This window comes from Streptomyces sp. NPDC054849 (genome assembly GCF_053610945.1).
This window is the reverse complement of record NZ_JBSGZI010000068.1, coordinates 1-25,793: the sequence shown is the minus strand read 5'-3', so window position 1 is coordinate 25,793 and position 25,793 is coordinate 1. Positions and strand designations below refer to the sequence as shown.

The window sequence follows — 25,793 nt, the reverse complement described above, 5'->3', positions numbered from 1 at the left end:
ATTCCTCCGTTCTTCCCTCGGTGATCAATTACCTACCAGACGGGATTACTTGTACTGCCGGTACTGCTCTTACTGCTGTACTGCGAACCGCTTGTACTGCTCGTGACCTGGCCAAGCGCCACGCTTCCGGCAGCCAGCCCCGTCGCCCATCGTGCGTCTGCTCTGGCTTGGAACCCCACTGCCGAACTTCCCGGTGCGCGCGCCCGCAGCCGACGCCTTCACCGAGGTGCTGCTCACTGACTTCACTGCTGGGTACTGCGACTGCAGTTACCACGGGTACTGCCACTGCGTTACTGCGTACTGCGGTACTGCTTGCGGCGGCCCCTGATCACTGCGGGCCACCCGGTCCGGTCGCCAGTCCCGTCGCCGTCCTGCAAACGCTCTGGCTTCGAAACTCCGCCACCGCACCGTCCTGCGTACTGCAACTGCGGGTACTGCGTACTGCGGGTACTGCGCCCGGCAGTTCGTCTCTGCCGGGCCCTGCGGTCTCTCTGGGCTACGAGAGAAACCATAACCACGCCACCGCCCAATGTCTACTTCAGCCAGCATAGATTTCCGCGTGTTCGACAGTGAGGTAATCGACCTCGAACAGTGAGGCGGGCAGGCGCAAGCCGGTCATAGCCGGGTTGACCGCCGCAGGCCCGGGCACAAGCACCGGCAGGCCAGAACCGGGCCACGACGATCCAGAGACCAGGGTGACCTGATGGACACGATGAGCGTCGACGTCGCGCCCGCCGGCTCCGCGACATCCGTCGCCGGGGCACGCGAGAGCGCCCGGAACTTCCTCGACAGCCTCGTACGCCCGGTCGGGACCGCAGTCGCCGAGACCGTGTTCCTGGTCGTCTCGGAACTCGTGACCAACGCCCTGCGCCACGGCGGCGGCACCTGCACCCTGAACCTGACCGCGCACCGGGACGACATCGAGGTGGCCGTGCACGACCACAGCCGCGAGGCGCCGCGGATGCGCACCCCCGACCTGAACGGCGGCACCGGCGGCTTCGGCTGGCCCATGGTCAACCGTCTGGCCCGCGCCACCGCAGTCACCCGCCCGACACCCGTGGGCAAGACCGTCAGCGTTCTCCTCGCCCGGTAGCGCCAAGGCGGCCGACCGGCGACCGGCGACCTTCCCCAGGCCGGTCTCACCGGGCCGGCTCCGCTCTCCTGCGAAAGGGGGTCTGGCCGGCTGACCACAGCCACCCATAGGGTGACGGGGACGAGAGACCGTCATCGCGGTGACCGGTCCCCTCACCGGCCGCGTCCTCATCGGCAACGGCGACGGGTTTTGGGGGCCCAACGTCTCCTCCGCCACCGACTTTCTCGACTGGTACGAACGCTGGCTCAACCACATGGGCGCCGGACGCGACAACCGGGCTCTGGAACTCACTTCACCCCGGCTTCGCGCCCATCCGGACTGTCATCGCATGGCCCGGCTGATCTGACTCCCCGTAACGGCCACACGGAATGTGAGCCACAGCCACCACATCGGTGTGGGGTCGCGGCGCGGTGCCGGTGAGGTGCTCGGTGGGTGGGAGGTGTCTGCCGACGGGCTGGCGGAGGGTCCGGTCGGGAAGCCGTGCGGGGCACGGCAAGACCCCGGGGCAGGGGGCGTCCCGGGGTCAGGAGCCGCGGTCTCCGCAAGGGGGGAGCGGTGGTGCATCTGACGCGACGATATGGATAAACGATTCGCCGGGTCTTCGGTCACGGCCGTGCGGGGCCGCCCTGCACACGGCAGCGCTCCGGTGCGTTCGGCGGGTGCTTAAACCACTTACGCAGCACCGCCCGCGCCGTGCGCGAAGGGTGGGGCCGCGTTCGCTCTTGGACCGGGACCGGTCCGAGGGCGCCCGTGCCCCCTCTTCGCCGTGCCTTCTTCCAGCGCACCTCAGGCGTCTGCCGGACGGGGGTCAGCCTGTGAATCGTGCGCGGGAGCGAGCGGCCCGCCGCTTGGCGGCACGGCGTTCCTCCTCGCTCATGCCGCCGCACACACCGAGGTCCTGGCCTCCTTCGAGGGCCCACTGCAGGCAGTTGTCCCTGACCGGGCAACGGCGGCACACCGCCTTGGCCTCCTCGATCTGGAGGAGGGCCGGACCGCTGGAGCCCACGGGGAAGAAGAGATCGGGGTCTTCCCACCGACAGGCGGCCTCGTGGCGCCAGTTCATCGTCATTCCTCCATCCGGTTCGTCCGTATCCCTCTCCACCCTCCTGACCGCTGCCGGTGGCTCTATTCAGTGCCGGGGCTACCGCTTGCCTGTTCGTGCCGCTCCGGTGAGTGGCCTCGGCTGCGGTTTTCGCAGGCGCGCCCGGGAGGAGGTCGCGGTGAGCGGGCAGCGGTCGCAGCACCTGATCTGGCGCAGCAGCGCGGACACGCCGGGGCGGGGCTGAGGGGGCTGCGGGGTGGCATCCGGCAGGCTGAGCTGTCGAGCTTGAGGGGTTTGAAGCGCGGCACGGGGGCATCCCACAACGAGGCTCAGCCCTTTGCCGGACGACAGGAGGCAGCAGTGACCACCTACGTCATCACCGTGCCCGGGACGTTCCTGAAGGACGCCGACGATGCAGCACGCTCCCAGCTGGCGAGGAGGCTGGCTGCGCACCACACCGACTTGAGCGAGACCGAAGACGTGGAACTGCTCACGGTCCACGAGGGCGGAACCTTCTCCGTGCGGCTCGAAGTCGAGGCCTCGGACCGGGCCATGGCCGAGGACGACGCCGTCCGCCTGCTGGCCGGCGCCCTCGAGGAGCTGGGGTTCTCGGAGAAGGAGGCGCCCCTGGGACCGCCGGCGGTCACAGGTGTCGACGGTGAGTTCTGAGGCTCTTACAGCTCACGGCACGTGAGCGCCTGGCTCGGGCCGGATGGACCGGCCGGGTGGGGGCAGCAGCGGGACATGGCTGCTCTGCGAAAACTCGCCCGCCCCCTGCTCGCCGCTCCGTTCGTCACCGGCGGACTACACACCCTGCGCCGCCCCGAGGCCGTCGCGGAAGTCGCCCAACCCGTCGTGCGGGCCCTCGGGAAGCGGGTCCCGGACCTTGCCCGGGATCCGCTGCAGCTGGTGCGCGTCACCGGCACGATCCAGGCCGCGGCGGGTCTGCTGTTCGCGACGGGGCGTGTCCCGCGCCTGGCCGCGCTCACGCTCGCCGCCGCGCTGGTGCCGACCTCCCTTGCCGCACACGCCTTCTGGACGGTGGAGGACCCGGAGGAACGCGCGCGGCAGCGCGCTCACTTCCTGACCGACCTCTCCGCACTGGGCGGGCTTCTCATCGCCGCCGCGGACACCCACGGCAAGCCCTCGCTCGCCTACCGCTCCCGCCACGCACTCGACCGCCGGCACCCGGTGAAGGCCGTCCGCCGCCCCGTCGAAGCGGCCGCGGCGAGTACGGCCGGCCGCGCCAAGGCGGTCGCGGCTTCCCTCACCGGCTCCCGCTGATGAGGGGCCCAGCTGCCGGCGCAGCCCGGTCCCCCGGCCGGCAGCCGTACGGATCGCACGACCGCGGGTCCTGACCGCAAGCCGGTCCAGGACCCGACCGAACGACGAGGAGCACGACATGGCACACGCCCGTCGCACCGCCCGGCCGGTCTTCGCCGGCCCGCCGCGCCGGCCGGCCGCGCTCGGCCGGCGTCTGTGGACGCAGACACTGGCCGTCGTCGCCCGCAGCGCCCGCAACGCCTGCGGCGCCCGGCGGCGCCATGGCGCAGGTATCGCCGCCGTCTGCGTGAGCGCCGCCGAGCACCGCTCGTGCTCCGGCGGGGAGGGCGGGTCCGGGCCGGGTGTCACGGGCGGGCCGCGGTGCCGGGACACCTCCGCGGGCGCCGCCGGCCCTCGCGAGCGCGCCCACGAGGCGGTCGCGTCCCGTACCACCGGCCCCGACGACCTGGCCTCGCTCCTCGCCATGCTGGACCTGCGGGCCGGGCCGCAGGGGAACAAGGCCCGGCCCGAGGACGGGGGAGGCCGCCCGGGGCGCGACCGCACGTGACCACCGGCGTATCGTCCGGGACGCCGCCGACGCCGCGTTCGAGGCGACCCCGCCCCGGCGCGGGCTCCTGCGAGCAGCACCGGACGCTGCGCTGCCCCGCACGGCGACCGCCCGCGCCGGCCCGGCCGCTCGCGCAGGGAGTCTCGAATCGGCGACGGCCGGGCGCGCCGGCCCTGGCGCCGCGAGCGGGAGGCGGTGCTCGCCGCGATCGTCCGGCCGGGCGGACGCGGGCGGCGCCCGGTTCCCGGCCGACATGCCGCGCCTCTCTTCGCCCCCCGAATTCGCCGCCCGGGCAAGGGGAGAGATCCCGGGCAGGCCGTGACAGCCGGCAGCCGGACCGCCGCCGGGTACCCCTTCGGCCGGCGTGGCCGGGGAGCGGTCCCGTCGCAGCCTCTGGTGGCCGGCCCCCGCATCTGGTGTTCGGTGTCTTCTCGTACCGGCATCGCGTACGGCGTGGGGTCAGGCTGCGGGGCGGGGCGTCAACTCCGTGCCGCAGCCGGTGCAGTAGCGGGCGTCCGCCTCGATCGCGTGGCGGTGACACCGGCCGCACACCAGGTGCACCGGGCACGGCCGAGGCGCAGCGAGCGGGGTGGTCCGTCCGATGCTCATCCCCCGGCGCCTGCGGTGGACCGTCAGGACGATCAGTCCGTCGGGGCCGGCCAGCAGCGCCCGGGATGTGCCGCGCGGCAGCAGGCCGAGGAATCCGGGGGTCAGCTGAGACCGGCTGCCGTCAAGGGTGAGGGTGCCGCCGCCCGCGACGACGACCAGCATCACATCGACCTCGTCCTCGGTGTACGCCGCGCCGCCGGTCCCGGGCAGGTGGCGCACCAGGTTCGCGTCCAGCTGCCGGTCGATGCCCTCCAGCCGCCACAGCGCCCCGCTCTGCCCCTGCGCCACCGCCGCGACCAGACCCGCGACCGTCACGAACTCCGCCCCCCGTACAGCCTCCACTGCCGAACCCTCCGTGCCCGAGCCGAACCCTCACCACACCAGCATGATCGCCCACCCGGGCCTCTGCCGCGGAACGGGAAGCCCCGCAACCGGCGCGCCGAGGGGGTGAAGGCGGCCGCCCGCGGCTGCCGGGCCCGGCAGAGGGCGTTGGCCCTGGCCGCTGCCCCGGGGTGGGTGTTCAGCTGTCCGGGGGCCGCTTCCGGGGGTTGCGGACCGGCCGATGTAGCGCTTGCACTGCACCACGAGCTTTCGGCCGTCCGGCAGCCGGCCCGTCACGTCGGCGCCCGGGTCGTGCGCATCGCCCACGGGCCCCGGCGGACTCGGTGCTGCCGTCCCGGCGGCACCGAGTCCGCGACGTACTCCTCGAACGCGCGGTCATCCCCCAGACGGTCGCCTATCCCCCAGACCGCCTCCAGCGACCGTACGGCCTGGACTCGCGCCTGCTCCGCCAGCCGGACCCGCTCGGCCTCGGCCTCACGACGTGCGGCCCGCACCAGGGTTGGGGCCAGTCCCCCAGCCGCCAGGACGGCTGACACCACCCGCACCACCGTGCCCATGCCCATGCCCATGCCCATGCCCCGGGCCCTCCCCTGCGTCGCCTCGACCGGCTACGGCTCCCCCTCCGCGCCGCGCTCCATCCCTCCCTGCTCCGCCCGTCCGGGCCGCAAGCCCGCTCGCCTGAGGGCGATCTCGGACAGAGCGGCGACGACGTGCCGGTCGCCGCGGCGCCAGGCGTCTGCGAGGCCGCCCGGCGGGGTGGGGAGCGTGGAGAGGTCGCCCGGCGGGCCGGTGAGGGCGCGCAGGGCGAGCAGGTCGGCGCCTCCGGGTGCGTGGAGAAGACGTCGGAGGGTGGCGGTGCGGCGGATCCAGCGCAGGCGCGGGGGGAGCCACAGCAGGAGTACGAGGGCCACGGGCAGGACGATCAGGGCGAGGGTGGCCAGGGTGGCCACCTGGCTGATGATGTCCTGGAGCGACTGTCCTGCGTCGGCGAGCCCGGTGCCGGCGTCGGCCGCGGACTGGAACGGTTTCTTCAGGAGGTCGCCGGCGAGAGGCACCTTCGAGGCCGTCTCACTCGCGTCGTCGAGGGCGGTGGCGAGGCTTTCGCCGGAGCTCTCCATCTCACGTCCCGGCTCGGCCAGCAGCATGATCGCGCCGTGGACGGCCAGGGCGAACTTCACTGCGGCGGCGACCAGGACCACGGCGATCAGGTCCGCGACGACCTGGCGGTTGCGCCGTGCCGGGGTCTGGGCGTAGAGAAGCATCGGCTGTTCCTGTTCCGGTCAGGGCGTCGAGGAGGGGCCGACCCCGGCCACAGGTGGGCGGCGCCAACTGCGCGGGCCGGCCGGTTGCTCGACCGTACGTGGGACCCGGCCCTTCCACCGGTGTCCACGGGCACACGTCTGCGACACGTTGCCGGGTTGGCGCAGCGCCGGTGCCGCCGGCGGCCTCAACCTTCCCCGTGCGCTCAGGAAACAGTGACCGCGGCCGCCCCCCGTTCACCCGGGCCGGCGCGGACGGATGCGGGCGTGTCGGCGGTGTCCGGTGACACGTTCCGGGGCGACGCCGAGCACCCGGCCGGCGGTACCGCGGCGAGCAGTGCGCCCGTCCACGGCTCCGCCCAGGCCCAGCGCAGGTCGTGCCAGAACCCGTCGTCGCCGAGGAGGGCCCGGGCCTGCCGGTGGCGGCCGGCGGTGTTCCGGGGTGGGATCGGCCGGGGTGGAAGCGGTTGCGGCGGGCTGATGACGGTGCTCGTCCAGCCGGTGGCCCAGTCGCGTTAGCGGTCGGACATGCGGCGCAGGACCGCTGCGGCGGGAGGGAGCAGGAGGAAGCCGATGCCGGCGGGCAGGAGCAGCAGCGCCCCGACCACGAGAGCGCCGGCCCCGGACACGGCGAGCGCGGCGAGCGAGAGGAGCTGGCAGCGGCCGATGTCGGCGAGCGTGTCCCCGATGCCGGTTCGTCCGTCTGCCTGCGCCATGCCCACCTGTGGTTCCGTCATGTCAGCGCGCCCGGTGTTGCGCTGTTGCGCCGAGGATCATCATCGGCGCGGCCGCCGGGGACGTCTCGTCCGTCACGAACAGCATGCCGAGGTTGACCAGGGTGTGGAAGCCGCCGGCGAGCAGCAGCCGGTTGCTCCGCACGCGTTCCAGGGCCAGGCCGAGGATCACGGACATCGCGACGGTGGCCGTCAGGAAGCCGGCCGCGTACGCCGGCTCCTGTGCGAGGACCGGCACGTGCCACAGGCCCCATACCATCCCGACCAGGACGCAGGAGGTGAGCGGGCCGAAGCGGGTGCAGCAGGGGCTGGAGATGGCAGCGCCATCCGATCTCCTCGGCGCAGGCACCGAGGAGTTGGGCGGGCACGAGCAGGGCGAGGGAGTGTGCCAGGGCCGGCGGGCTGGTGACGGGGAGCGAGCCGGAGGTGAGCAGGCCGCCGCCCGCACACAGGGCGATGATCAGGGCGGGTGAGCAGGAGGGCCGCCCGGGGTCCGGCAGGCATCCGCCCCTGGCGGCCTGCCGGTCCACTGCCGCGGGCGGGCAGGGTTGCGCCGACGCGGGCGGGCAGGGTTCCCGCGAGCCGGTCCCTGATGCGGCCAGGGCCACAAAAGTGCCACGGCCACCACGGCGAGGGCGGGGCCGGACTGGGTCAGTTGCACCACCTCGGGCGGTATCCCGGTCGCGGGCTGGAGGGCCCCGCATGTTCCCGCCGCCCCGAAGGCGACGGCGAGGAACACCCCTGCCTGCACCGCCCATCCGCTCTGCGGCGCTCGCCGCTGCCCCTGCTTGTCGTCCGGCATCCTGCCCGGCCTCCCCGTGGATCGCCGGGGACGCGGCTGTCACGCCCCGCGGTCGACTCTGCCGGTGGGGGTCCGGTGCGTCCTTGCACGTGGATGCCGAAGTGGGGTGTATCCAGGTACACCTTTCAGCGGCCCGCTTGGGGAAGGTGCTGCGCGGGGGTGCTGTTGAGGCCGGAGCAGGCAGGGCGTTTCGTGTGCGCCGGCAGCCGGGGGTGTTCCGGGTGCGGTGTTCTCCGGTGGTGCCGGCGCTGATCTCGGCGACGAAGTCGGGCCAGGCGGGGGCACTCTGGCCGTGGCGCGGTGTGTCTGCGCGGCCCGTGCGGCCGGGGTCCCCTTCAATGGGCAGCCTCCTACGGAAACGGGCACCGTATGACCTCCGCACTGGACCAGCCGCCGGCGCACGCAGCGGCCCAGTCCCAGTACACCCGCCGGGCAGTCCTCACGGGCGGGTTCGCCCTGGCCGTCGGAGCGGCGCTGCCGCTGGCCGCGGCCGGACGCGCGCACTCCGCCGCCGGCCCGAACGTCATCGGCTGCGCCACCTGGGGCGCGCGGGCCGCGTCCGAGCCGGTCGTCATTCTGGCCGACCGCCCCGAGCGCATCATCGTCCACCACACGGCGACGGCGAACGTGACGGACTATTCGCAGCGGCGTGCTTTCGCCCTGGCCCGTGCGATCCAGACGTACCACATGGACGCGCAGGGCTGGATCGACACCGGTCAGCATTTCACCGTCAGCCGCGGGGCGTTCGTGATGGAGGGCCGCCACAACAGCCTCGCCGAGCTGCGCGCCGGCACCCGTCAGGTGCGCGCAGCGCATTGCATCGGGCAGAACTCGGTGGCGATCGGCATCGAGAACGAGGGCACGTACACGTCACAGGCCCCGCCGGCGGCGCAGTACGCGGCGCTGGCCGATCTGTGCGCCCACATCTGCAGCCAGTACGGGCTGCCCGCGTCGGAGATCTACGGCCACCGCGATTTCAACGCCACGGCCTGTCCGGGCGACCGCCTGTACGCCCTGCTCCCGGCACTGCGCAGGAATGTCGCCGCCCGCCTCAGCACGCCCGTGCAGGATGCGGGTGCGGATGCGGAGCCGGAGCCGGATGCGGATGCGGAGCCGGACCAGGTGTCAGACCCGCTGTGGGACTTGGTCCACCGGGTCCCCACCGAGCCGGGCTCGGCCTTGCCGGCAAACCTCCCGGAGTACCTTCCTGCGGGCCGTCTCCTGCCCTGAGCGGGCCGCAGCCCGAAGCCTTCGCAAGACGCGGGCTGCGGGTCACCCCCGGCATGCGGTGCTCCTGATGCCTCCGGTCGGGCGTGCATGCCTGCGCGGCAGGCGCAGGGGCGGTCGGTATCGCCGTGGTGAACACGGCCCGGCGCCGGGCGGCTCGCCTGCGGGGGCGAACACCGCACCGGGAATCCGGACCGGCCACCAGAAGGCCCGACGCGGCCGGTCCCCGCACGATGTCCGCAGCGACTGCGGCTCCTACAACGACTCGGCTTGCAGCGCGGCCAGCCGCTGTTCGAACGGCACCCTCCCGAAGCCGTCCACCGGAGCCACCGAGGTGATCGCCCCTGTCAGCGAACGGGGTGCGATCGCGACGGCGGTGTCGACGTCGGGGGCGGTGCCGGCATCCGGGGCGGCGTGCCGGGCGGCGGGCGCCATGAAGCGCGCCAGCTCCGCGCCCGCACGGGCGATCCGCTGCGCCAGCCCCGCCTCGCCCCAGTCCTGCGAGGCCGCGTACACGGCGGTGGGCAGGACGAGCGCGCGCAGGTAGGTGAACAGGGGGCGCATGGCGTGTTCGGTGACCAGGCTGTGGCGGGCGGTGCCGCCGGTCGCGCCGAGGAGCACCGGTTTCCCGGTGAGTGCGTCCTTGTCGATGACGTCGAAGAAGGACTTGAACAGGCCGCTGTAGGAGGCCGCGAACACCGGTGTCACGGCGATCAGGCCGTCCGCGGCTGCCACTGCGTCGAGCGCGGCGGCCAGTCGGGCGGGCGGGAACCCGGTGACGAAGTGCTGGGCGGTCTCCGTCGCCAGGTCTCGCAGTTCGATCACCTCGGGCTCGGCCTTCACGTGGCCCAGCGTCGCGGCCGCGAGCCGGTCGGCGAGCAGCCGCGTCGAGGAGGGCGAGCTCAGTCCCGCCGATACGACGATGAGCTTCATGCCTGCGTCTCCTGCTTCGCGCTCTGCCGGGCCGCCGTCACGCGGGCGGAGTGTGTCGGCGCGTCCGGCACGCCGGCCGGGCGCAGGTGGGCGAACTCCTTGCGCAGCACCGGTACGACCTCCTCGCCGAGCAGGTCGAGCTGCTCCAGGACGGTCTTCAGGGGCAGGCCGGCGTGGTCCATCAGGAAGAGCTGGCGCTGGTAGTCGCCGGCGTAGTCGCGGAAGGACAGGGTTCGCTCGATGACCTGCTGCGGCGAGCCGACGGTCAGCGGTGTCTGGGAGGTGAACTCCTCCAGGGACGGGCCGTGGCCGTACACCGGCGCGTTGTCGAAGTACGGACGGAACTCGCGCACCGCGTCCTGCGAGCTCTTGCGCATGAACACCTGGCCGCCGAGCCCGACGACGGCCTGCTCGGGAGTGCCGTGGCCGTAGTGGGCGTAGCGCTGCCGGTAGAGGTTCACCATCTGCCGGGTGTGGGAGGCCGGCCAGAAGATGTTGTTGTGGAAGAAGCCGTCGCCGTAGTAGGCGGCCTGCTCGGCTATCTCCGGAGAGCGGATGGAGCCGTGCCACACGAAGGGCGCGACGCCGTCCAGGGGGCGGGGGGTGGAGGTGAAGGACTGCAGTGGTGTGCGGAACTTGCCCTTCCAGGTGACGGCGTCCTCATCCCACAGGCGGCGCAGCAGCGCGTAGTTCTCGATGGCGAGGTCGATGCCGTCGCGGATGTCCTTGCCGAACCAGGGGTAGACCGGTCCGGTGTTGCCGCGGCCCATCATCACGTCGACGCGGCCGTCCGCGACGTGCTGGAGCATCGCGAAGTCCTCGGCGATCTTCACCGGGTCGTTCGTGGTGATCAGCGTCGTCGACGTGGACAGGATCAGGTTCTCGGTGCGTGCGGCGATGTAGCCGAGCATCGTGGTCGGCGAGGAGGGGACGAACGGCGGGTTGTGGTGCTCGCCGGTGGCGAAGACGTCGAGGCCGACCTCCTCGGCCTTCAGCGCGATGGCGAGCATCGCCTTGATGCGCTCGTGCTCGCTGGGCACGCGTCCGGTCGTCGGATCGGCCGTGACGTCACCGACGGTGAAGATCCCGAACTGCATGGCTCCCCTTCCCAGAACTTGTTTATGTTTCAACCATACCGGGAACGGGAGGTGCGGCCGGGGTATTCCCGACGCCGCACGCGGGCCGCCCGCGCGGGCGGACCAGGGCCGGGGCCCCCGGGGCCCGTCCGGGCGGCGTGGCGTGGCGTGGCGTGCGGCGCAGATGGTGACGCCTGCGGTTGCGGGTGCGGGTGCGGCCTTGTCGCCGACGGTGCGCCGGCAGGCCGGGGGTGGGGGCTTCGGCGGACCGGCAGGTGATGAGCCGCTCCCGGCCGGAAACGCCGGTTGGCGTCCTGGGCGGCGCAGGCCGCGGAGGCGGTGGCGCAAGGGGCTGCCGCACGGTCAGCACGGTGAGGGTGCGGAGCGGGCGGGCGCGCATCGTCCACGCCGGTCCACTGCCGAGCGGGACCTGCCGCGGCGCGCGTCCCGTTCGGCAGGGGGCAGGTTCCCCGGACGCCCATGGCCCGGGTGGCATCCGGAAGCCCGAAGCCCGAAGCCCGAAGCCCGAAGCCGGAAGCCCGAAGCCGGAAGCCGGAAGCCGGGTGCATCGTCGTGGTCGTCCACGCCCGATTGCCGTGCTGCAGCGCCTTTTGACTGAAAGCCGGCTCAATGCGCCGCTGCACGGCTGCCGGGAGGACCTGCCGTGCAGCCCCGGGGCCGCTCGGGTGGCGGCTCCCCCATTCGGGCGCCGTCCGGACCCGTCCGGCATGGCGCCCGGCTCTGCGGCGGCGGGCGGCGGATGCTGGTGCCGATGCCTCCGACCCGGCAGGAGAGGCCCGTGAGCGATCCCCGTCCCCGAGGAACCCGTAGGCCTCGATCGACCGGATCGCCCGGATCGCCCGGAGCGGGCGGAGCGGGCGATGACGCCGGCGGTCAGGCCGGGGTCATCGGCATCGGACTCGCCGCCGTGCTGACGTTCGCGCTCGCGCAGGGTTCCTGGCAGTGGTTCGCCACGTACATCGGGGTGACGCTGTTCGCGGTGGTCTTCGCCTTCCGGGGGCGGCCGGCGTGGACGCCCGGCATCGGATCGGCGTACATGCGCGGGCTGGTCGCTTACTCGCTGGTGGTCGGCCTGTGTGCGGCGATCGCGCTGGCCCCCATGATGCAGCGCTGGGCTTGGCTGTTTCCGATGCCCGGCACGCGCAGCGGGTGCGACGGGCTCGGCAGGTACGAGGTCATCCGCACGAGGGCCGCGGTGGCGGGCCTGGCTGATGGTGACGGCGCTGCTGCGGCGTACGCGCAGGAGGCGCAGCGCCGTAAGGCCGTCGCCGAGTGCCTGGCGGCCACGACGACCCTGTGGCTGCCCCTGTACGGAGCGGGGGCGGCCGTGCTGGTGGGTGCGGGGGTGTGGGCAGGCGACCGGAGTCGGTCGAGGAAGGGTTCTCAGCCGGACTCTCGGCCGGACTCCTCCTCGCCGGGGCCGGTCGATGCGGGAGCGCGGGGGAACGGGACGCAGTAGGCCGGCGGAAGAGCGTCCTGACGGCGGGATGCCCCGGTGCCCCCGAGGCGCGGGGCGGGCCGGCGGGGCGGGCCGGCGGCGCGGGGCGGGCCGGCGGGGCGGGGCGGGGCGAGCGCGACCCGGCCCGGGGGCCGGGAGCGAGGCTCTGCACCGAGCGCTTGTGGCCGGCGTTCGACCACGCCCCGACGTACCCGCCCTGCAGCAGGGCCGGCCGGCCGTAGGCGGAGGGCTCCCGGCCGCCGCGCACAGGCGCCGGTGCCACCGCGCGTGCCAGGAGTGGCAGTCCCGGGCCTGCGGCCCCGTCCCCGTCCCCCGTCCCCCGCCCTACGCCCCACGCCGCATGCCGCATGCCGCATGCCGCATGCCGCACGCATGGACCGCCCTTGCCAGAGTGCCGCCCTACACCCGGTGTTGGCTGCCGGTCGGCACACCCACACCTGGGCCCGTCCGGCGCGGTGCCGGCACCGGTCCGCACGCCCCGGTCACCGAGCGGTCGCGAGGAGCCGGCTCAGAAGGGAACGTCCGGCCCGGCCTCCCCGCAACCGGGACGGGGCCCTGCCCATGCACTGTGCGACGCAGTCCCGGTCAGCCCGCAACGCCTGGGGCGACGGTCCACCGCAGGCGGTGAGAGTCCATGCCGGCCGGCCTTCCCGCACACGCTCCGCGTCCACACGGATCACGGCCCCACGCCCGCTCGCCTCAAGGCGGTTGAACGGTCTGATGCCGTAGTGCGGGAACACGGCGGCGGACGGACCATGAAGGGGGGAGATGAAGGGGGTCTTCAGAGAGCAGTGTGCGCGTGGTGCGGGCCACTGCGCGGGACGACGGTCGCGGGGCTTGCTCACACCGGCGCCGTCCCCTGTGTGCCGTTCAACTGTGCGCCGTTCAACCATCGGAGGGCGCCGAGATGACCACGCTCTTCTTCGACATCGGGGCGACGCTGGCGGATGCCCGTTTCGAGGCCGACGGATCGCTGCGGTTGCGTCCTCGCCCTCGTGTCCTGCGGGTCCTCGATGCCTTCGCCGGGGAACGCAAGGGCATCATCTCCAATCCGGGCACCGGGCAGGATGCGGCCGCGCGGGCCGCCGAAGCACTCCACGCGGTATTTCCCGGCAGGTTCACGGACGACCGCCTCCTGCACTTCGGACCCAAGACCAGCCGTGCGATCTTCGACGGCGCGGTCGCGAGCACGGGCGGCGCGGCCGACGACTGCGTCTTCGTGGGTGAGGACCACGACGAGCGCGCGTTCGCCCGCACGGCGGGCCTGCGCGTCGCCGCCCACCCCGTGTTCACCCGGGCCGCCGTCGAGGACCGCCCCGTCTTCTGGACGAGGATCGACCTGCCGCAGGGCCGGAGCCTGGCCGCGCTGGAGGCGGTGGCGAACGGCGCCGAGGTCGTTCCCGTGCATGTCGCCTCCCCCGGGCTCGTGCTCGCCATGGCGAGCGCACTCGGCGTCGAGGCGCTGCGACAGGGCGGGTTCACGGCCGACGTGCGGGGACAGGTGGAGGACACGGCGGCGTTCCTGGTCAGGGACGACCGCCCGGTCCCGGTACCGGAGGCCGTCGCGGGCGTCTCGGAGGAATCCAGGACGGGGGCCGAAGGGGCCGTACGCGCCGCGTCCGCGTTCTGCTTCGCCTCCGGCGAGCTGACCGGGTACCCGCGGCCGATCGTGTCGCTCGGGCCGGCGCCGGGCGGTGTGTACGTCGCGGCGCCCGCCGGTGTCCCGATCGAGGACGTGCACCGGCAGGGAGCCAAGCCCGGACACACCGAGCGCCTGCTCCCCGACCCGGCGCTCCTGTCGCGCCCTGGAGAGAGGCAGGCGCAGGGATTCGCCGAGGCCCTGCCCGACGGGTTCGAAGGGGTGGGTGATGGTCTCCCCTCCCCCGAGACGATCGCGGCCGTACGCGCGGCCGTGACACCCGAGGCGCTGCACGCTCACGTGGCGCGTATCTCCGGCGTCGAACCGCTGGTCCCGGGCGAGGCGCTGAAGGTCCGCAGCCGGGATGCGGCGAGTGCGGACAACGGACTCGTCGTGGACGCGCTGGTCCGGCACTTCCAGGACCTGGGGCTGGTGGTCCGGCGGCATGCGTTCAGGTGGCGGGGACGCCAGTTGTTCAATGTCGAGGCGGAGCATCGCGTCGAGGGGGCCGACTGCGCCGTGCTCATCACCGGACATCTGGATTCGACGGCGGAGAGCGGTGAGTTCACCGATGCCGACGGCGAGCGGCGCCCCTACGACCCCGCGGTGGACCCGGCGCCCGGTGCGGACGACGACGGGAGCGGCACCGCGGCGGTCATGGCCGCGGCGGAGTGTCTGCACGCGCTCGTCGCGGACGGCAGAGCACCCACCCGTCATGTGCGTTTCGTTCTCTTCAACGCCGAGGAGCAGGCGCTCGTCGGCAGCAAACGCTACGCGCGCGCCGCCGCGGCGGCGGGCGACCGCATCGCGGGCGTCTTCCAGATGGACATGATCGCCGGTTTGCAGGACGGCAGCACGCCCACGGTGGAGATCCACGCCGGCTCCTCGGTACCCGGGCCGGTCGTGGCCGCCTCCGACGCGCTCGGCGGCCTGGTCGCGCGGACCGTCCCGGCCCTCGCGTCCGGCTTCGCGATCCAGCAGCTCACCGGGCCCGGGGACCCGGCCCTGGGGCGCAGCGACCACGCGAGTTTCCACGAGCGGGGATGGGCGGCCATCGCCGTTTCCGAGGACATCTTCGGTCCTGGCGGCGGACCGGGGACCGGCACCCGGCAGTACCACACGCCTGGCGACACCCTCCTCGATGAGGACCACGACACCCGGTACGCGGCCGCGATCGCGCGCTCCGTCACCGCGACCGCCCTGACCTTCGCGGGCCTGTAGGCCTGCCTGTAGGGCCTGTAGGCCTGCCTGTAGGGCCTGTGGGGCCGCAGCAGGCGCACAACGGCGTCGAAGTGCGTTGCACGGCGCCGGAGGTGTGGTGGTGTGAGGACGGCGCGGCGGCGCGGGTCGTCGGTGACACGGCGGGCGCTGCGGCGGACGGTCCCGTCCACGCCGGCTGTGCCCGTCGAGGTGGCGCCGGCGGTGGCTTGCGGAGGCCGTGAAGGCGAGGATGCGTCAGACCGCACCAGCCACAAGGAACCCGGCCGGGGGCCAAGTCCTGGGGAGAGCGGTGTCGATACGCCGGGGGTGGTACGTCTGCCGGTGCGTCTGCCCGTGGCCGGATAGCGAGTGGGTGCAGGGGGTGGCAGCCTGGAGGAGAAGCCGTAGCGGCGGGCCGTGCCACGTGCCGCCCCTTGCGCGACGTGGCGCCTGCACCGCCGGAAACCACTGTTCGTGTTCGCAGGAGGTGGACCTCCTTGAGCAGGCATGCTTCGATCACCGCAATCGCACGGAGTCTCGCTGTGGCCGGCGTTCTGTCGGCCGCGCTGGTACCGGTCTCGGCAGCACCGGCGACGGCCGTCGCGTGCGACGCTGCGGCCGCTGCCCGAGCGCCGAGCGGCAGCAACGACAGCGCCGTTCGCAACGCGCTGGTCTGTCTCATCAACGCCCAGCGCACGCAGAGGGGGCTCTCCGCCCTCACCACGAACCAGGCCCTGACCACTGCGGCGCAGCAGCACTCCGCCGCCGCCGTGCAGTTGAAGTGGTGGGGACCGGGCAAGGATTCGCACCGCAACCCGCAGACCGGTTCGACACCGCAGAGCCGGATCAAGGCCGCGGGCTACTGTCCGAACCCCAGGTCATGGGCCGTCGCCGAGATCACGTACACCGGCTGGGGCGGCTCGGGGACCCCGAACGCCGCGGTCAACTGGTGGATGAACGTCAGCACGTGGGGCCACCGCCAGATCATCCTCGACCCGTCGATGCGGGAGATCGGCGCCTGGGCCCAGCCGGGTGCGGCGGATCCGGCCGGGGCCGGGGCGAGCCAGGGCGGAACCTACGTCGTGACCTTCGGGCGCTGCCAGCAGTGAACCGGGGCCGCACGCGTTCGTCCGCGGCGCAACCGGCGTCGCAGGCTGACGGGCGGCCAGGACAGGGTGCGCGCGGGGCGTGATGAAGCGGCACTTCGCGTTCGCGGTGGATGCCGCGCTCGCCGGATCTTCGGCCACGGACGGGGCTTCGCGGGCTCGGCCGCCGCCTCGGCGACCTGTCAGGCCGCCCGCGCAGCGCCGTGTCGTGAGGGCGGCCCTGCGGGCGGGGCGGGCCGCGCCGGATGCCGGCTGCTTCGTTTTCCGGCTCGTCGCCCGCGGATCTCTTCGTGCAGCGGCTTTCGCCGGCGCCGCCGGGTCGCTGAAGTAGGGCACATGCCACCCACACCGACCGCACCGGCCGCCGAGTCCCCCGAGGACGGAACCCGCGACAGCTGCGAGCGGGTGCAGCGCATCTTGACCCGGGCCGGTTTCGACACGACGCCGCAGGGGGGCGACGGCCTGCGCGTGTGGACGGTTGCGGAGGGGGTCATGGTGGGGTGGGTCGCCCGTGAGGTGCTGCGGCCGACCGTTCAAGTCCATGGGCACGAGGGGGACCTCTCCCGGTTCACCTCCCTGAACGGCCTGCACAGGGCGCTGCGCACGGCCCTGGCGGTGATCCTGCGCGAGGCGGGCCTCGATGTCGCCACCCGCGGCAACCATCTGCTGGTCGTCCGGCCCGGGACGGCGCCGGCGGGCGGCGGGGCGGCGGACGCGCAGGACTGCTGACCTGTGGTGACCTGTGGTCCGCTCAGGGCCCGGCCAGCGTGTGCCGGGGAGGGGCACCGTAGGCGGCACGGTAGGCGGCCGAGAAGCGTCCCTGGTGATGGAAGCCCCACCGGTTGGCGATGGCCGTGACGGTGTCGCGGGCGGGGTGTGCGGCGACCAGATCGGCATGGGCCAGAGCCAGCCGTACGCGGCGCAGGTAGGCCGTCGGTGTCGTCCCGAGGTGGCGTCGGAAGGCGTACTGCAGGGCCCTGGGGGTGACGCCGGCGGCCGCGGCCATCTCGCCCAGGCCGATTTCGGCATCCGGCTGCGACTCGATGAAGGCGACCGCCCGGCGGACGGTCTGCGGTGTCGCGTCACGGGTGTCCGCGAGCACGGGCTCGGGGCGGGCGTTGCTGGGGAAGGTGGCCAGGACGGTCACGGCGAGCATCCTGGCGGCGGCGTCGATCATGAGGGGCTCGCCGGCCGCCGGCAGGGCCAGGACGCTCTCCTCGACGTAGGCGACGGTCCTCTTCCAGTGGGCGGCCAGGGTTTGGGAGGCCGGAGTGAAGCGGGTGAAGCGCAGCGGGCGGGCGGTCCCTGCGGGCGTGCGGCCCGCGAGCTGTTCCAGCAGGGCGAGCGGTACCGTCACGGCGCGCAGCTCGGCCGCGTACACGCGGCCCGCGTAGGGCAGGTGGGGCTGTGAGATCGCCAGGACGTCGCCCGGCCCGGCTTGGGTGACGTCGTCCGCGCACTCGCGTGCCATGCGGCCGCCGACCACGTGTGTGATGGCCACCGCGCCCAGGGGGCCGGTGGCATACGCGTAGTCCGTCGGCGAGGACAGGGTGCTGAGCGAGACCGGGCCGGCGGTGGTGCGGCTGTACCGGAAGGAGCTGTGCGGGGCGGGTGTCTTCATGCGCAGGCTCGTCCCGTACGCCGCCTTCAGCCAGTCGCGGGCGACGTCCACGTCGGTGGTCCGGAAGCTGTCGGCGCCGGGCGGGTCCGCGTGCGGCTGATCGGGCATGGCGATGGGCGTCCTCTACGGCGGCGGGCGCGGCACGGCGAGCGGCGCGGTCCCCAGCGTACGCCGGGAAGCGGATGCGGCGCGTATGAGGGACTGACGGTTCATCACTGACGGCCTGTGGGGGCGGGGTTGACGCGGCGTCGGTGCACGGCATCTCGGTCGCCGGCGAGTGCGGGCCCTGCCCGTAGGGAAAGCCGGTTTGTTCGGGGCGGGGCCGTGGGCCGTATGGGAACTCCCGTGCGGGCGTGTGATCGCCGTTGTTATGCTCCGACACGATCGGAGGGGGGCCGATCACGGGGAGCCAGGCCGACCGGCCCGCGAAAGCGGCTGCGCGGGGCCGGCTCCATGAGGTCCCCTTCCTCCTGTGCTCGCCCACGAGAGGGTGGTTGTGGAACCGACCGTAAGACGACTGTCGCGACTGCGCCGGGGGCTGGGGGCCGCCACGCTGGCCCTGGTCACGGGCGTCGCGTCGCTGACCGCGGCCCTGCCCGAGGCGGTCGCCGCCCCGGCCGCCGGCGCTCCCGCCGAGCTGGTGCTGCCCGCGGCCCCGCGGGGCCTGCCCGCCAGGGACCAGCTGTTCGTGGCCGGCGACACCGGCCTGCTGCACGCCCGCGAGGGCAGCGACCGGTTGCTGTGGACCCGCTACGACACCGGCGCCACCACCGACACCGGGCTGCGGCTGCCCGCTCCGGTCGACGGGGGCCTGGTCGACGGCGAGCCCTCCCGCGGCTACCGGGGAACTCCCGACCACCGTTACGGAACCTCCTCCGACACCGCGGCGATCCACACGGCGGCCACGGCGCAGGCGCCCGCCAGGGTCGACCTGTACGACCTGGCGACCGGCCGGCCGGCCGCGCTGGGCACCGTCACGATCCCCGCCGGGCAGAGCTACTCCGGGACGTACGGGCGCACCGTGCTGACCTTCGAGGGCAGCGCCTCGGCCGTCACGGGCTGGTTCCTGAACCGGCTGGACGGCGCCTCCACGGTCCGCACCCAGGTGGCGCTGCCGGCCGGTGCGGTCCTCGCGCCCTCGGTGCACGACGGTGACCAGAACGCGCTGATCCTGCGTCACCGCCTGGACGGCCTCACCCACTCCGTCCTGGTGGACGTCGTGACGGGGCAGAGCACCGCGCTGCCCGACGAGGGGGAGTTCGAGTTCACGCACACCTTCCGGCTGGCCAAGGGCAGGGTGCTGCGCACCGGTGGCCAGAACATGGTGGATGTGCTGGACCGGGCGCAGCCGCAGACGGTGCTGAGTTCCACCTACTTCAACCCGGTGGCGGGCGAGCTGCGGCTGCTGGGCGACTGGCTGGTCAGCTCGGAGTCCGGGGCGGGGACCTCCGGCGACAACCGGGGCCGTCCGGTGCGCTTCGCGCCCGTCGGCTCGACCTCCGGAATCGTCGAGTTCCTGCTGGAGCTCGCCGACGACCAGTTGCTGCCCGCTCCGGACGGCTCGCTGATCGCGGTCGGCAGCCTGAAGGCCCCCGCGTACGGGAGCCAGCCGCAGACCGCCGTGCACCGGATCACCTCGGACGCCGCGGCCAGGCCGCAGGCCGGCAAGCTGGCCGACGTGCCGCCGGCGCCCGCGACCGTTTTCGGCCTGTCGATCGGCGGCGGCGTGCTCACCGCCGCCTCGGACACCGTCCACTTCCAGCCGGGCGACATCACCGGCTCGTTTCGCAGCTACCGGGTCTCGAACGACGCGACCCCGGTCAACACCTTCGAGAACCTCGACGGCACGCACACCGTCGGCGACTGCTTCAGCCACAAGGCCGGCTGCGTCGGCCTGCGGTCCACCGGGGACGGCCGCTACCTGGAGCACGAGCCGGTGATCAGGAAGGCGGCCGTCTTCCGCAAGACCGGCTCCCGCGACTGGGCCGGCACCATACCCACCGGTGACGTCGACGGCCTGCAGACCGCGGACGCCGCGGGACGCTACGTGGTGCTCGCGCGGACCGCGTACGGCAACTGGACGACCAACCACCAGGTGATCGTCGGCGATCTCGACACCCGTACCCAGGTGTTCCAGACGCAGGCGACCGGCGTCGCCGTGCAGGGCGACACCCTGTGGACCTCGAGGCAGGGCGACACCACCGTCTACGCCACCGATATGCGGGGCGAGACGGACCGCGGCACCTTCACCACGCCGTGCCCGGCCACCGTGCTGGAGGCCGTCGGACGGTTCGTCAGCTGGGGCTGCCAGGACGACCAGGGCACGGTGCGCACCAGCGGGGTGTACGACACGGTGACCCGCCAGACCCTTTCAGTGCCGGTGCAGAGCGCCGGCTGGTCGCATGCGACCTGGGGGCGGGAGTCGCTGCTGGGCGACGGCTACCTGGTGCGCCAGGACCTGGCCACCGGCCGGCTGCTGCTGCTCGACTTCCACGACGGGATCAAGACCTCCGGCGGGGAGAACACCGTGCAGGTGCGCACGCTCGCCCAGGGCGAGGAGTGGAAGTCCTTCCGCCAGCCGCAGCGGTCCTGGGCCGTCGACCGTACCGGTGCGAACATCGTCTGGACCGACGCCGACGGGCAGCGCATCCACGTCGCCAACAACGGCATTGCGGCCCCGCAGGCGGGTGAGCGTTTCACCGCGCTCTCCCCGGCGCGGCTGCTGGACACCCGTGAGGGCCTCGGCCGTCTGGGGACCGAGCCGGTGGCGGCCGGCGGCGAGGTGTCGCTGCAGGTCGCGGGCCGGGCGGGGGTGCCGCAGTCGGGGGTGAAGGCGGTCGTGCTGAACGTGACGGTGACCGACCCGAAGTCCGACGGCCACCTGACCGCCTGGCCGTCGGGCACCACCCGCCCCGACTCCTCCAACCTCAACTGGACGACCGGGCGGACCGTGGCGAACCAGGTCGTGGTCCCGGTCGGCGCGGACGGCAAGGTCAGCCTGCGCAACGCGGGCTGGGGCACCGCCCACCTGATCGCCGACGTGTCCGGCTACTACTCCGCGGACGCCGGCGCCGCCACCTACACCGCGGCGGGCCCGGCGCGGCTGCTGGATACGCGCGCGGCGGTGGGCCGGCCGGGCACCACCCCCGTACCGGCACGCGGTGAGATGACGCTGCAGGTCGCGGGGCGTGGCGGGGTCCCGCAGAGCGGTGTCAGGGCCGTGGTGCTGAACGTGACGGTGACGGACGCGGCGGACGGCGGGCATCTGACGGTGTGGCCGTCGGGCGGTGAGCGGCCCACCTCCTCCAGCCTCAACTGGACGGCGGGCCAGACCGTGCCCAACCACGTGGTGATTCCGGTCGGCGCGGACGGCACGGTGAAGCTGTTCAACGCGAGCTGGGGCACCGTGCACCTGATCGCCGACGTGTTCGGCTACTACTCCGGCGACCAGGCCGGTGCCACCTTCCACACCGCCGGCCCCCAGCGCATGCTCGACACCCGGACCACCGGTGCGGTGCCCGCGCGCGGGAGCACCGTGCTCGACCTCTCCGGCAGCCGTGAACTCGGCCATGCCAAGGCGGTCGTGCTGAACGTGACGGTGACCGACCCGAAGTCCGACGGCCACCTGACCGTCTGGCCGTCGGGCACCACCCGCCCCGACTCCTCCAACCTCAACTGGACCACCGGGCGGACCGTGGCCAACCTGGTGACGGTGCCGGTGGGCGCCGACGGCAAGGTGGAGATCGCCAACCTCGGCTGGGGCTCCGCCCACGTGATCGTCGACCTCTTCGGCTACCTCGCCTGACCGGGGGAACCCGGCCCGTATCCCGGCGGGCCGGCGGGCCGTATCCCGGCGGGCCGGCGATGCGTCGGCGGCTCCCGGTGCTCTCTCTCCCCGCCGAGTAACGGCTCGGCGGGGAGGCGGCGGTGGAGCGGGAGCGGGCGGCCCGGGGTGATCCGGGGCGCCGGCGTGCCGAAGTCCGCCGGGCAGCCGGGCAGCCGGGCAGCCGGGCGGCCGGGCGGCCGGGCATGGCTGAGCCGTCCGGTCCGCCGCCCGCCCCGGACAGGAACTCCCCGAGGACGCCCTCGCCGAGCCCGCCGCGCTGCTGCTCGGCCGGACCGGCGCCCCCGCTGACGTCTTCTCAGAACTTCTGGAGGGCAGGGTGTTTGGGGACGGGCTGCCGGGTTAGACGCGTGATACCGGAAGCCGCCACCTGCGGGTGGGAAGCTTCCGGAGCGGGCCTCGCCGCATGGCGCCCTTCCCCCCGGCGTCGTGCGGCCGGTCCGCCCGCACGACGGGCTGCCGCCCGGATCCGTACGGCACCCGGACGCCCCGCAGTCCGGCCCCCTCCCCGGCCGGACATCCGGGGCCGCCCGGTGAACCCCCGGCGCCGGCGCTCATACCGCCGCCCCCCGGGCAACGGACCCCGACGGCAGCAGCCCGGCGTATCCACCGCCCGCGACGCCCCTGCCCCGTCTCCGGCCGGCCGTGCCCCGCCGGCAGCCGCCGCGGCCGTGCCGCGCACCATGCCCGCCGGCCGTACCCCGCCGTGTTGCCGGGGCCTTCGAGGACGCCTGTACGAGGGGAGTTCCTCGGCCGTGCGGTGCACGGCACCGGCGGGGCGGGCTCGGCCGGCCGGCCGCACGATCCGAAAGACAGGCGTCAGCCCCGCGGGCCCCGGGTCGCCTCGGCGCGGCGGAAGGCCTCGTCGCAGGTCCGGCCGGAGCGGGTGGCCACCAGCGAGAGGGTGTCGAGGAGGCCGCCGTTGGTGAACCGCAGCCGCCAGGAGCCGCTGGTCAGCTTCACCTGCGGGACGGGCTCGCCGTGGCGGGCCGTGACCTGCCAGCCGCGTTCCTCCAGGGCGGTTTCGAGGGCCGCCAGCCGGCCGGCGTCGGCGGGGCCGTCGCCCGTCCAGTCCGCGATGCAGTCGGCGAGCTCCCCCTCCTCGGCGGGCCACGCAGCGCCCGGGGTGAGCCCGGCAGCGGTGGCGGCGGCGGCGAGTTCCGCCGCGACCGTGGCGCGCGAGGGGTCTTTCCCGGCGCGGGCCGGGGCCTTCGCGCCCGCGGGCTCCCTCACCCAGCCGACTCCGCTGTCGTCCTCGGCCGAAGCCAGGACGATCCCGCCGGCGACGAGGGTGCCCGCGAGCGCCGCGACCCCTGCGGCAGCCGTCCACACGGCGCCTCTCCTGCTCCTGCTCACGTCCGTCCGTCCCCCGCACCCGTGTGGCCCGCCGCCGGGGCGTCGTGCTCCGGCGGCAGGCCACAGGCTAGAGGGTCGGCCGGCCGGTCACCTCGGCGCGGTGGCCCGAGGCCCGCAGGGGGCGACGACGGCCTGGACGCCGCCGCCCGCTGTGCCCGCGGGCCCGTGCGCCCCACGGCACGCGGCACACGGCACACGGCACACGCGCGCGGCGGCGGCCCGCCACGTCTTGTCGGCCCGCCCTTCCGCGACGCGGGCCGGCTGTGCAGGTTCCCCGGCCGGCGGTCAGGCCGGGGCGTCCCAGGCGGTCGTGAGCCCGTCCAGCCATGCGGGCGGCAGCGCTGCGGCGTCCCACTCCTCGCGCAGCTCCTGCGGCGCGGCGAGGAGCCGCTCCAGCACGGCGATGCTCGTGGCGGAGTGCAGGAGCGAATAGCGGCCGTGCACCGTGATGGCGCTGCCCGGTCCGTACGCGGCGAACAGCCGCTGCAGCCGGGCCCGGTGGGCCGCGGCGAATCCCGTCAGCCGCCCGGTGTACGAAGCCCGTGAGCGGGGGCTCATCGTGCCGAGGACGGCGGCGAGCACCTCGTCGGTCACCTCCGGATCCAGCTCCGAGACGGTGGTGAACGACAGGTACAGAGGTGTGACTGCCACCCGTGCCCGCTCCACCTCCATACGCCCGGCCCGGGGACGCTCCCCCGCCGAGCCCTGTCCCTGTACCCCCACGACCCCTGTCAGGGTCCGCTCGACGACGGCGCCGAGCTCCTCCAGGAGAGCGCCGGCGCCGTCGAGCCAGCCCGACGCGTACGCCTCGCCCTTGTCCCCCGGCGCGCTCCGGCCGCCGCTCAGCTCCTCGTGTGCGAGAGCCAGGGCACCCGCCTCCAGGAGCCCGATCAGTTGCCGCGCGTCACCGGAGGGGACCCCCGCCCGCGCGAGGAGCTGCAGCAGCGTCGTCCTCGCGTTGTCGACACTGACCTCGTCCGGCCACTGCCGTCCCTCGTCGGCCGCGCTCATCAGACCCTCCTCATCGCTCGGGTGGTGCGGTGTGTGCAACGAATCGCTCCCTTCGACGGTCCAACGCCCGACAGTCTGACGGTGCTCCCCGGCGCGGCCCGGGCGGCCGGCGCTGATCTGCCCGGCCGGGCTGCCTCGCCCGCCGGCCCCGGCAGCCGGGCGGCCGGGCGGCCGGGGCGGTGGAGCCGCGGCCGGCCGTCGTGACCGGGCTCGGACGTCAGGCCGACTCCGGTGCACCGAGTATCGGGGGCGTCACCCACGGAGGCCGGGCCGGAACCGGAACGCGTGAACATCTTCCCAGCCGCTGATCGCCGGCCGCTGCCGGCGCTGATCGGCGGGCGCCGCCGCTTGAAGTGAACAGGGCCTGTCACCGGGCCGGCGAAGGGGTGCATACGCAAGGGCCAGGGGGCCGTTCAATCCGGCCGGCCAGGGCGCCGCTTCGGTCCGGCCGGCCGCCGGGAAAGGGTGTGGCCGCGCTGTTCTGACGCGGTGTCCGATCGGCGGTAGGGTGCGGCCCGTGTCCGAGCATCAGCGCGACCTCGTCGGCTATGGCGCCGAGCCGCCCCATGCCGCGTGGCCCGGTGGTGCCCGCGTCGCCGTCAGCCTTGTCCTCAACTACGAGGAAGGCGGGGAGCAGAACGTCCTGGAAGGCGACCGCGCGTCGGAGGGCTTCCTTCACGAGGTCGTCGGTGCGCCGCCCGTGGTGGGCGGGCGCGATCTGAACGTCGAGTCGATGTTCGCCTACGGCTCGCGCGCCGGCTTCTGGCGCATCCATCGCACACTCGCGGCGCACGGTGCACCGCTCACCGTCTACGCCGTGGGGCAGGCCCTCGAACGCAACCCGGACGCGGCGCGCGCGATGGGCGCCGCCAGCTGGGAGGTGGCAGGCCACGGCTGGCGCTGGATCGACTATCGCCACGTGCCCGAGGACGTCGAGCGCGCCGACATCGCCCGCTCGGTCGCCACGATCGAGCGGCTCGTCGGACGCCGGCCCGTCGGCTGGTACACCGGCCGGACGAGCCCGAACACGCGGCGCCTGGTCGTCGAGGAGGGCGGCTTCCTCTACGACTGCGACGACTACTCGGACGACCTGCCGTTCTACGCCGGGTCGGGCGGCCGCTCGCACCTCGTGGTGCCGTACAGCCTGGACGTCAACGATTTCAAGTTCCTGATCGTGCACGGCTTCACGACCGCGTCGGACATGCTCGCGTACCTCGTCGACACGTTCGACGTGCTCCACGCCGAAGGCGCCGAGCGGCCGCGCATGATGAGCGTCGGCATGCACTGCCGGATCATCGGCAGGCCCGGCCGCATCCGCGCGCTCGACGGCTTCTTGAAGCACGTCGCGCAGCGCGGCGGGGCGTGGGTCGCCACGCGCGAGCAGATCGCGCGTCACTGGCTGGCCACGCACCCGCCGCTGCGCTGATGGCCCGCCGGGGCCGGAGACGCGCAAACGCCCGGCCGGGAGATCCCGGCCGGGCGTTTGCGTGCGTCTGCTGCCGTGCTGCTGGTGGCTTAGTACCAGTGGTTGGCGGACCAGAAGTTCCAGGCGCCGACGGGGCTGCCGTAGCGCTCGTTCATGTAGTCC

The 25,793-nt window shown here is 73.8% G+C and carries 22 protein-coding genes and 1 pseudogene; 12 read left to right on the top strand and 11 right to left on the bottom strand.

Annotated elements, in window-relative coordinates:
* Positions 1 to 703: 703 nt before the first annotated feature.
* Positions 704 to 1,093: an ATP-binding protein gene (locus tag ACWGIF_RS25650; protein ID WP_453500855.1), complete on the top strand. Its 390-nt coding sequence runs from the start codon at positions 704 to 706 to the stop codon at positions 1,091 to 1,093.
* Positions 1,094 to 1,223: 130 nt separating this feature from the next.
* A pseudogene (locus ACWGIF_RS25645) lies at positions 1,224 to 1,439 on the top strand (SMI1/KNR4 family protein); the annotation flags it as partial.
* Positions 1,440 to 1,901: 462 nt separating this feature from the next.
* On the opposite strand, the gene ACWGIF_RS25640 reads toward ACWGIF_RS25645, so the two are convergent.
* Positions 1,902 to 2,156, bottom strand: coding sequence for a WhiB family transcriptional regulator (locus ACWGIF_RS25640; protein ID WP_453500854.1), 255 nt, complete (start codon positions 2,154 to 2,156; stop codon positions 1,902 to 1,904).
* Between the two features lie 339 nt (positions 2,157 to 2,495).
* Here ACWGIF_RS25640 and ACWGIF_RS25635 point away from each other — a divergent pair, with 339 nt between their 5' ends.
* The 3 genes from ACWGIF_RS25635 to ACWGIF_RS25625 all read left to right on the top strand — a co-directional run bounded on the left by ACWGIF_RS25635 (position 2,496) and on the right by ACWGIF_RS25625 (position 3,966).
* Positions 2,496 to 2,804, top strand: a complete 309-nt coding sequence (locus ACWGIF_RS25635) for a hypothetical protein (protein WP_453500853.1) — start codon at positions 2,496 to 2,498, stop codon at positions 2,802 to 2,804.
* A gap of 75 nt (positions 2,805 to 2,879) precedes the next feature.
* Positions 2,880 to 3,419 (top strand): DoxX family membrane protein, encoded by a 540-nt coding sequence (locus ACWGIF_RS25630; protein WP_453500852.1) that lies wholly within the window; start codon positions 2,880 to 2,882, stop codon positions 3,417 to 3,419.
* Between the two features lie 118 nt (positions 3,420 to 3,537).
* A complete protein-coding gene (locus ACWGIF_RS25625) occupies positions 3,538 to 3,966 on the top strand; it encodes a hypothetical protein (protein WP_453500851.1) in 429 nt (142 codons plus the stop codon).
* Positions 3,967 to 4,425: 459 nt separating this feature from the next.
* Here ACWGIF_RS25625 and ACWGIF_RS25620 read toward each other — a convergent pair whose 3' ends face one another.
* From ACWGIF_RS25620 to ACWGIF_RS25600, 5 genes are all read right to left on the bottom strand, one after another.
* Positions 4,426 to 4,917 carry a hypothetical protein gene (locus tag ACWGIF_RS25620; RefSeq protein WP_453500850.1) on the bottom strand — a complete coding sequence of 164 codons (492 nt, stop codon included), beginning with the start codon at positions 4,915 to 4,917 and terminating at the stop codon, positions 4,426 to 4,428.
* Between the two features lie 272 nt (positions 4,918 to 5,189).
* The gene (locus ACWGIF_RS25615; protein ID WP_453500849.1) at positions 5,190 to 5,492 is read right to left on the bottom strand and encodes a hypothetical protein; all 303 of its coding nucleotides are present in this window, start codon (positions 5,490 to 5,492) and stop codon (positions 5,190 to 5,192) included.
* A gap of 33 nt (positions 5,493 to 5,525) precedes the next feature.
* Positions 5,526 to 6,179 carry a hypothetical protein gene (locus ACWGIF_RS25610; protein WP_453500848.1) on the bottom strand — a complete coding sequence of 218 codons (654 nt, stop codon included), beginning with the start codon at positions 6,177 to 6,179 and terminating at the stop codon, positions 5,526 to 5,528.
* A gap of 512 nt (positions 6,180 to 6,691) precedes the next feature.
* On the bottom strand, positions 6,692 to 6,913 hold the full coding sequence (locus tag ACWGIF_RS25605; RefSeq protein ID WP_453500847.1) for a hypothetical protein: 222 nt from the start codon (positions 6,911 to 6,913) through the stop codon (positions 6,692 to 6,694).
* A 1-nt stretch (position 6,914) separates the two neighbouring features.
* Positions 6,915 to 7,259: a CPBP family glutamic-type intramembrane protease gene (locus ACWGIF_RS25600; RefSeq protein ID WP_453500846.1), complete on the bottom strand. Its 345-nt coding sequence runs from the start codon at positions 7,257 to 7,259 to the stop codon at positions 6,915 to 6,917.
* A gap of 822 nt (positions 7,260 to 8,081) precedes the next feature.
* On the opposite strand from ACWGIF_RS25600, the gene ACWGIF_RS25595 reads away from it, so the two are divergent.
* Positions 8,082 to 8,942: a peptidoglycan recognition protein family protein gene (locus ACWGIF_RS25595; protein WP_453500845.1), complete on the top strand. Its 861-nt coding sequence runs from the start codon at positions 8,082 to 8,084 to the stop codon at positions 8,940 to 8,942.
* Between the two features lie 252 nt (positions 8,943 to 9,194).
* On the opposite strand, the gene ACWGIF_RS25590 is transcribed toward ACWGIF_RS25595, so the two are convergent.
* Both ACWGIF_RS25590 and ACWGIF_RS25585 read right to left on the bottom strand, forming a co-directional pair.
* Entirely contained in the window at positions 9,195 to 9,872 is a 678-nt protein-coding gene (locus ACWGIF_RS25590) for a CE1759 family FMN reductase (RefSeq protein ID WP_453500844.1), read from the bottom strand.
* A complete protein-coding gene (locus tag ACWGIF_RS25585) occupies positions 9,869 to 10,969 on the bottom strand; it encodes an LLM class flavin-dependent oxidoreductase (RefSeq protein ID WP_453500843.1) in 1,101 nt (366 codons plus the stop codon). Before ACWGIF_RS25585 ends, ACWGIF_RS25590 begins: the two co-directional genes overlap by 4 nt.
* A 778-nt stretch (positions 10,970 to 11,747) precedes the next feature.
* Here ACWGIF_RS25585 and ACWGIF_RS25580 point away from each other — a divergent pair.
* From ACWGIF_RS25580 to ACWGIF_RS25565, 4 genes are all read left to right on the top strand, one after another.
* On the top strand, positions 11,748 to 12,428 hold the full coding sequence (locus tag ACWGIF_RS25580) for a hypothetical protein (protein ID WP_453500842.1): 681 nt from the start codon (positions 11,748 to 11,750) through the stop codon (positions 12,426 to 12,428).
* A gap of 907 nt (positions 12,429 to 13,335) precedes the next feature.
* Positions 13,336 to 15,288, top strand: a complete 1,953-nt coding sequence (locus ACWGIF_RS25575) for a M28 family metallopeptidase (protein ID WP_453500841.1) — start codon at positions 13,336 to 13,338, stop codon at positions 15,286 to 15,288.
* A gap of 521 nt (positions 15,289 to 15,809) precedes the next feature.
* Positions 15,810 to 16,376, top strand: a complete 567-nt coding sequence (locus ACWGIF_RS25570; protein ID WP_453500840.1) for a CAP domain-containing protein — start codon at positions 15,810 to 15,812, stop codon at positions 16,374 to 16,376.
* Positions 16,377 to 16,709: 333 nt separating this feature from the next.
* Positions 16,710 to 17,102, top strand: coding sequence for a hypothetical protein (locus ACWGIF_RS25565; RefSeq protein WP_453500839.1), 393 nt, complete (start codon positions 16,710 to 16,712; stop codon positions 17,100 to 17,102).
* A gap of 22 nt (positions 17,103 to 17,124) precedes the next feature.
* Here ACWGIF_RS25565 and ACWGIF_RS25560 read toward each other — a convergent pair whose 3' ends face one another.
* The gene (locus ACWGIF_RS25560) at positions 17,125 to 18,102 is read right to left on the bottom strand and encodes a helix-turn-helix domain-containing protein (protein WP_453500838.1); all 978 of its coding nucleotides are present in this window, start codon (positions 18,100 to 18,102) and stop codon (positions 17,125 to 17,127) included.
* A gap of 388 nt (positions 18,103 to 18,490) precedes the next feature.
* On the opposite strand from ACWGIF_RS25560, the gene ACWGIF_RS25555 reads away from it, so the two are divergent.
* Positions 18,491 to 21,799 carry a hypothetical protein gene (locus ACWGIF_RS25555; protein ID WP_453500837.1) on the top strand — a complete coding sequence of 1,103 codons (3,309 nt, stop codon included), beginning with the start codon at positions 18,491 to 18,493 and terminating at the stop codon, positions 21,797 to 21,799.
* Positions 21,800 to 22,657: 858 nt separating this feature from the next.
* Here ACWGIF_RS25555 and ACWGIF_RS25550 read toward each other — a convergent pair.
* Together ACWGIF_RS25550 and ACWGIF_RS25545 are read right to left on the bottom strand one after the other, a co-directional pair.
* Positions 22,658 to 23,170, bottom strand: a complete 513-nt coding sequence (locus ACWGIF_RS25550) for a hypothetical protein (RefSeq protein ID WP_453500836.1) — start codon at positions 23,168 to 23,170, stop codon at positions 22,658 to 22,660.
* A 309-nt stretch (positions 23,171 to 23,479) separates the two neighbouring features.
* The gene (locus ACWGIF_RS25545) at positions 23,480 to 24,205 is read right to left on the bottom strand and encodes a hypothetical protein (protein WP_453500835.1); all 726 of its coding nucleotides are present in this window, start codon (positions 24,203 to 24,205) and stop codon (positions 23,480 to 23,482) included.
* Positions 24,206 to 24,722: 517 nt separating this feature from the next.
* Here ACWGIF_RS25545 and puuE point away from each other — a divergent pair.
* Positions 24,723 to 25,631 (top strand): allantoinase PuuE, encoded by a 909-nt coding sequence (gene puuE / locus ACWGIF_RS25540; RefSeq protein ID WP_453500834.1) that lies wholly within the window; start codon positions 24,723 to 24,725, stop codon positions 25,629 to 25,631.
* The last annotated feature ends 162 nt before the right edge of the window (positions 25,632 to 25,793 follow it).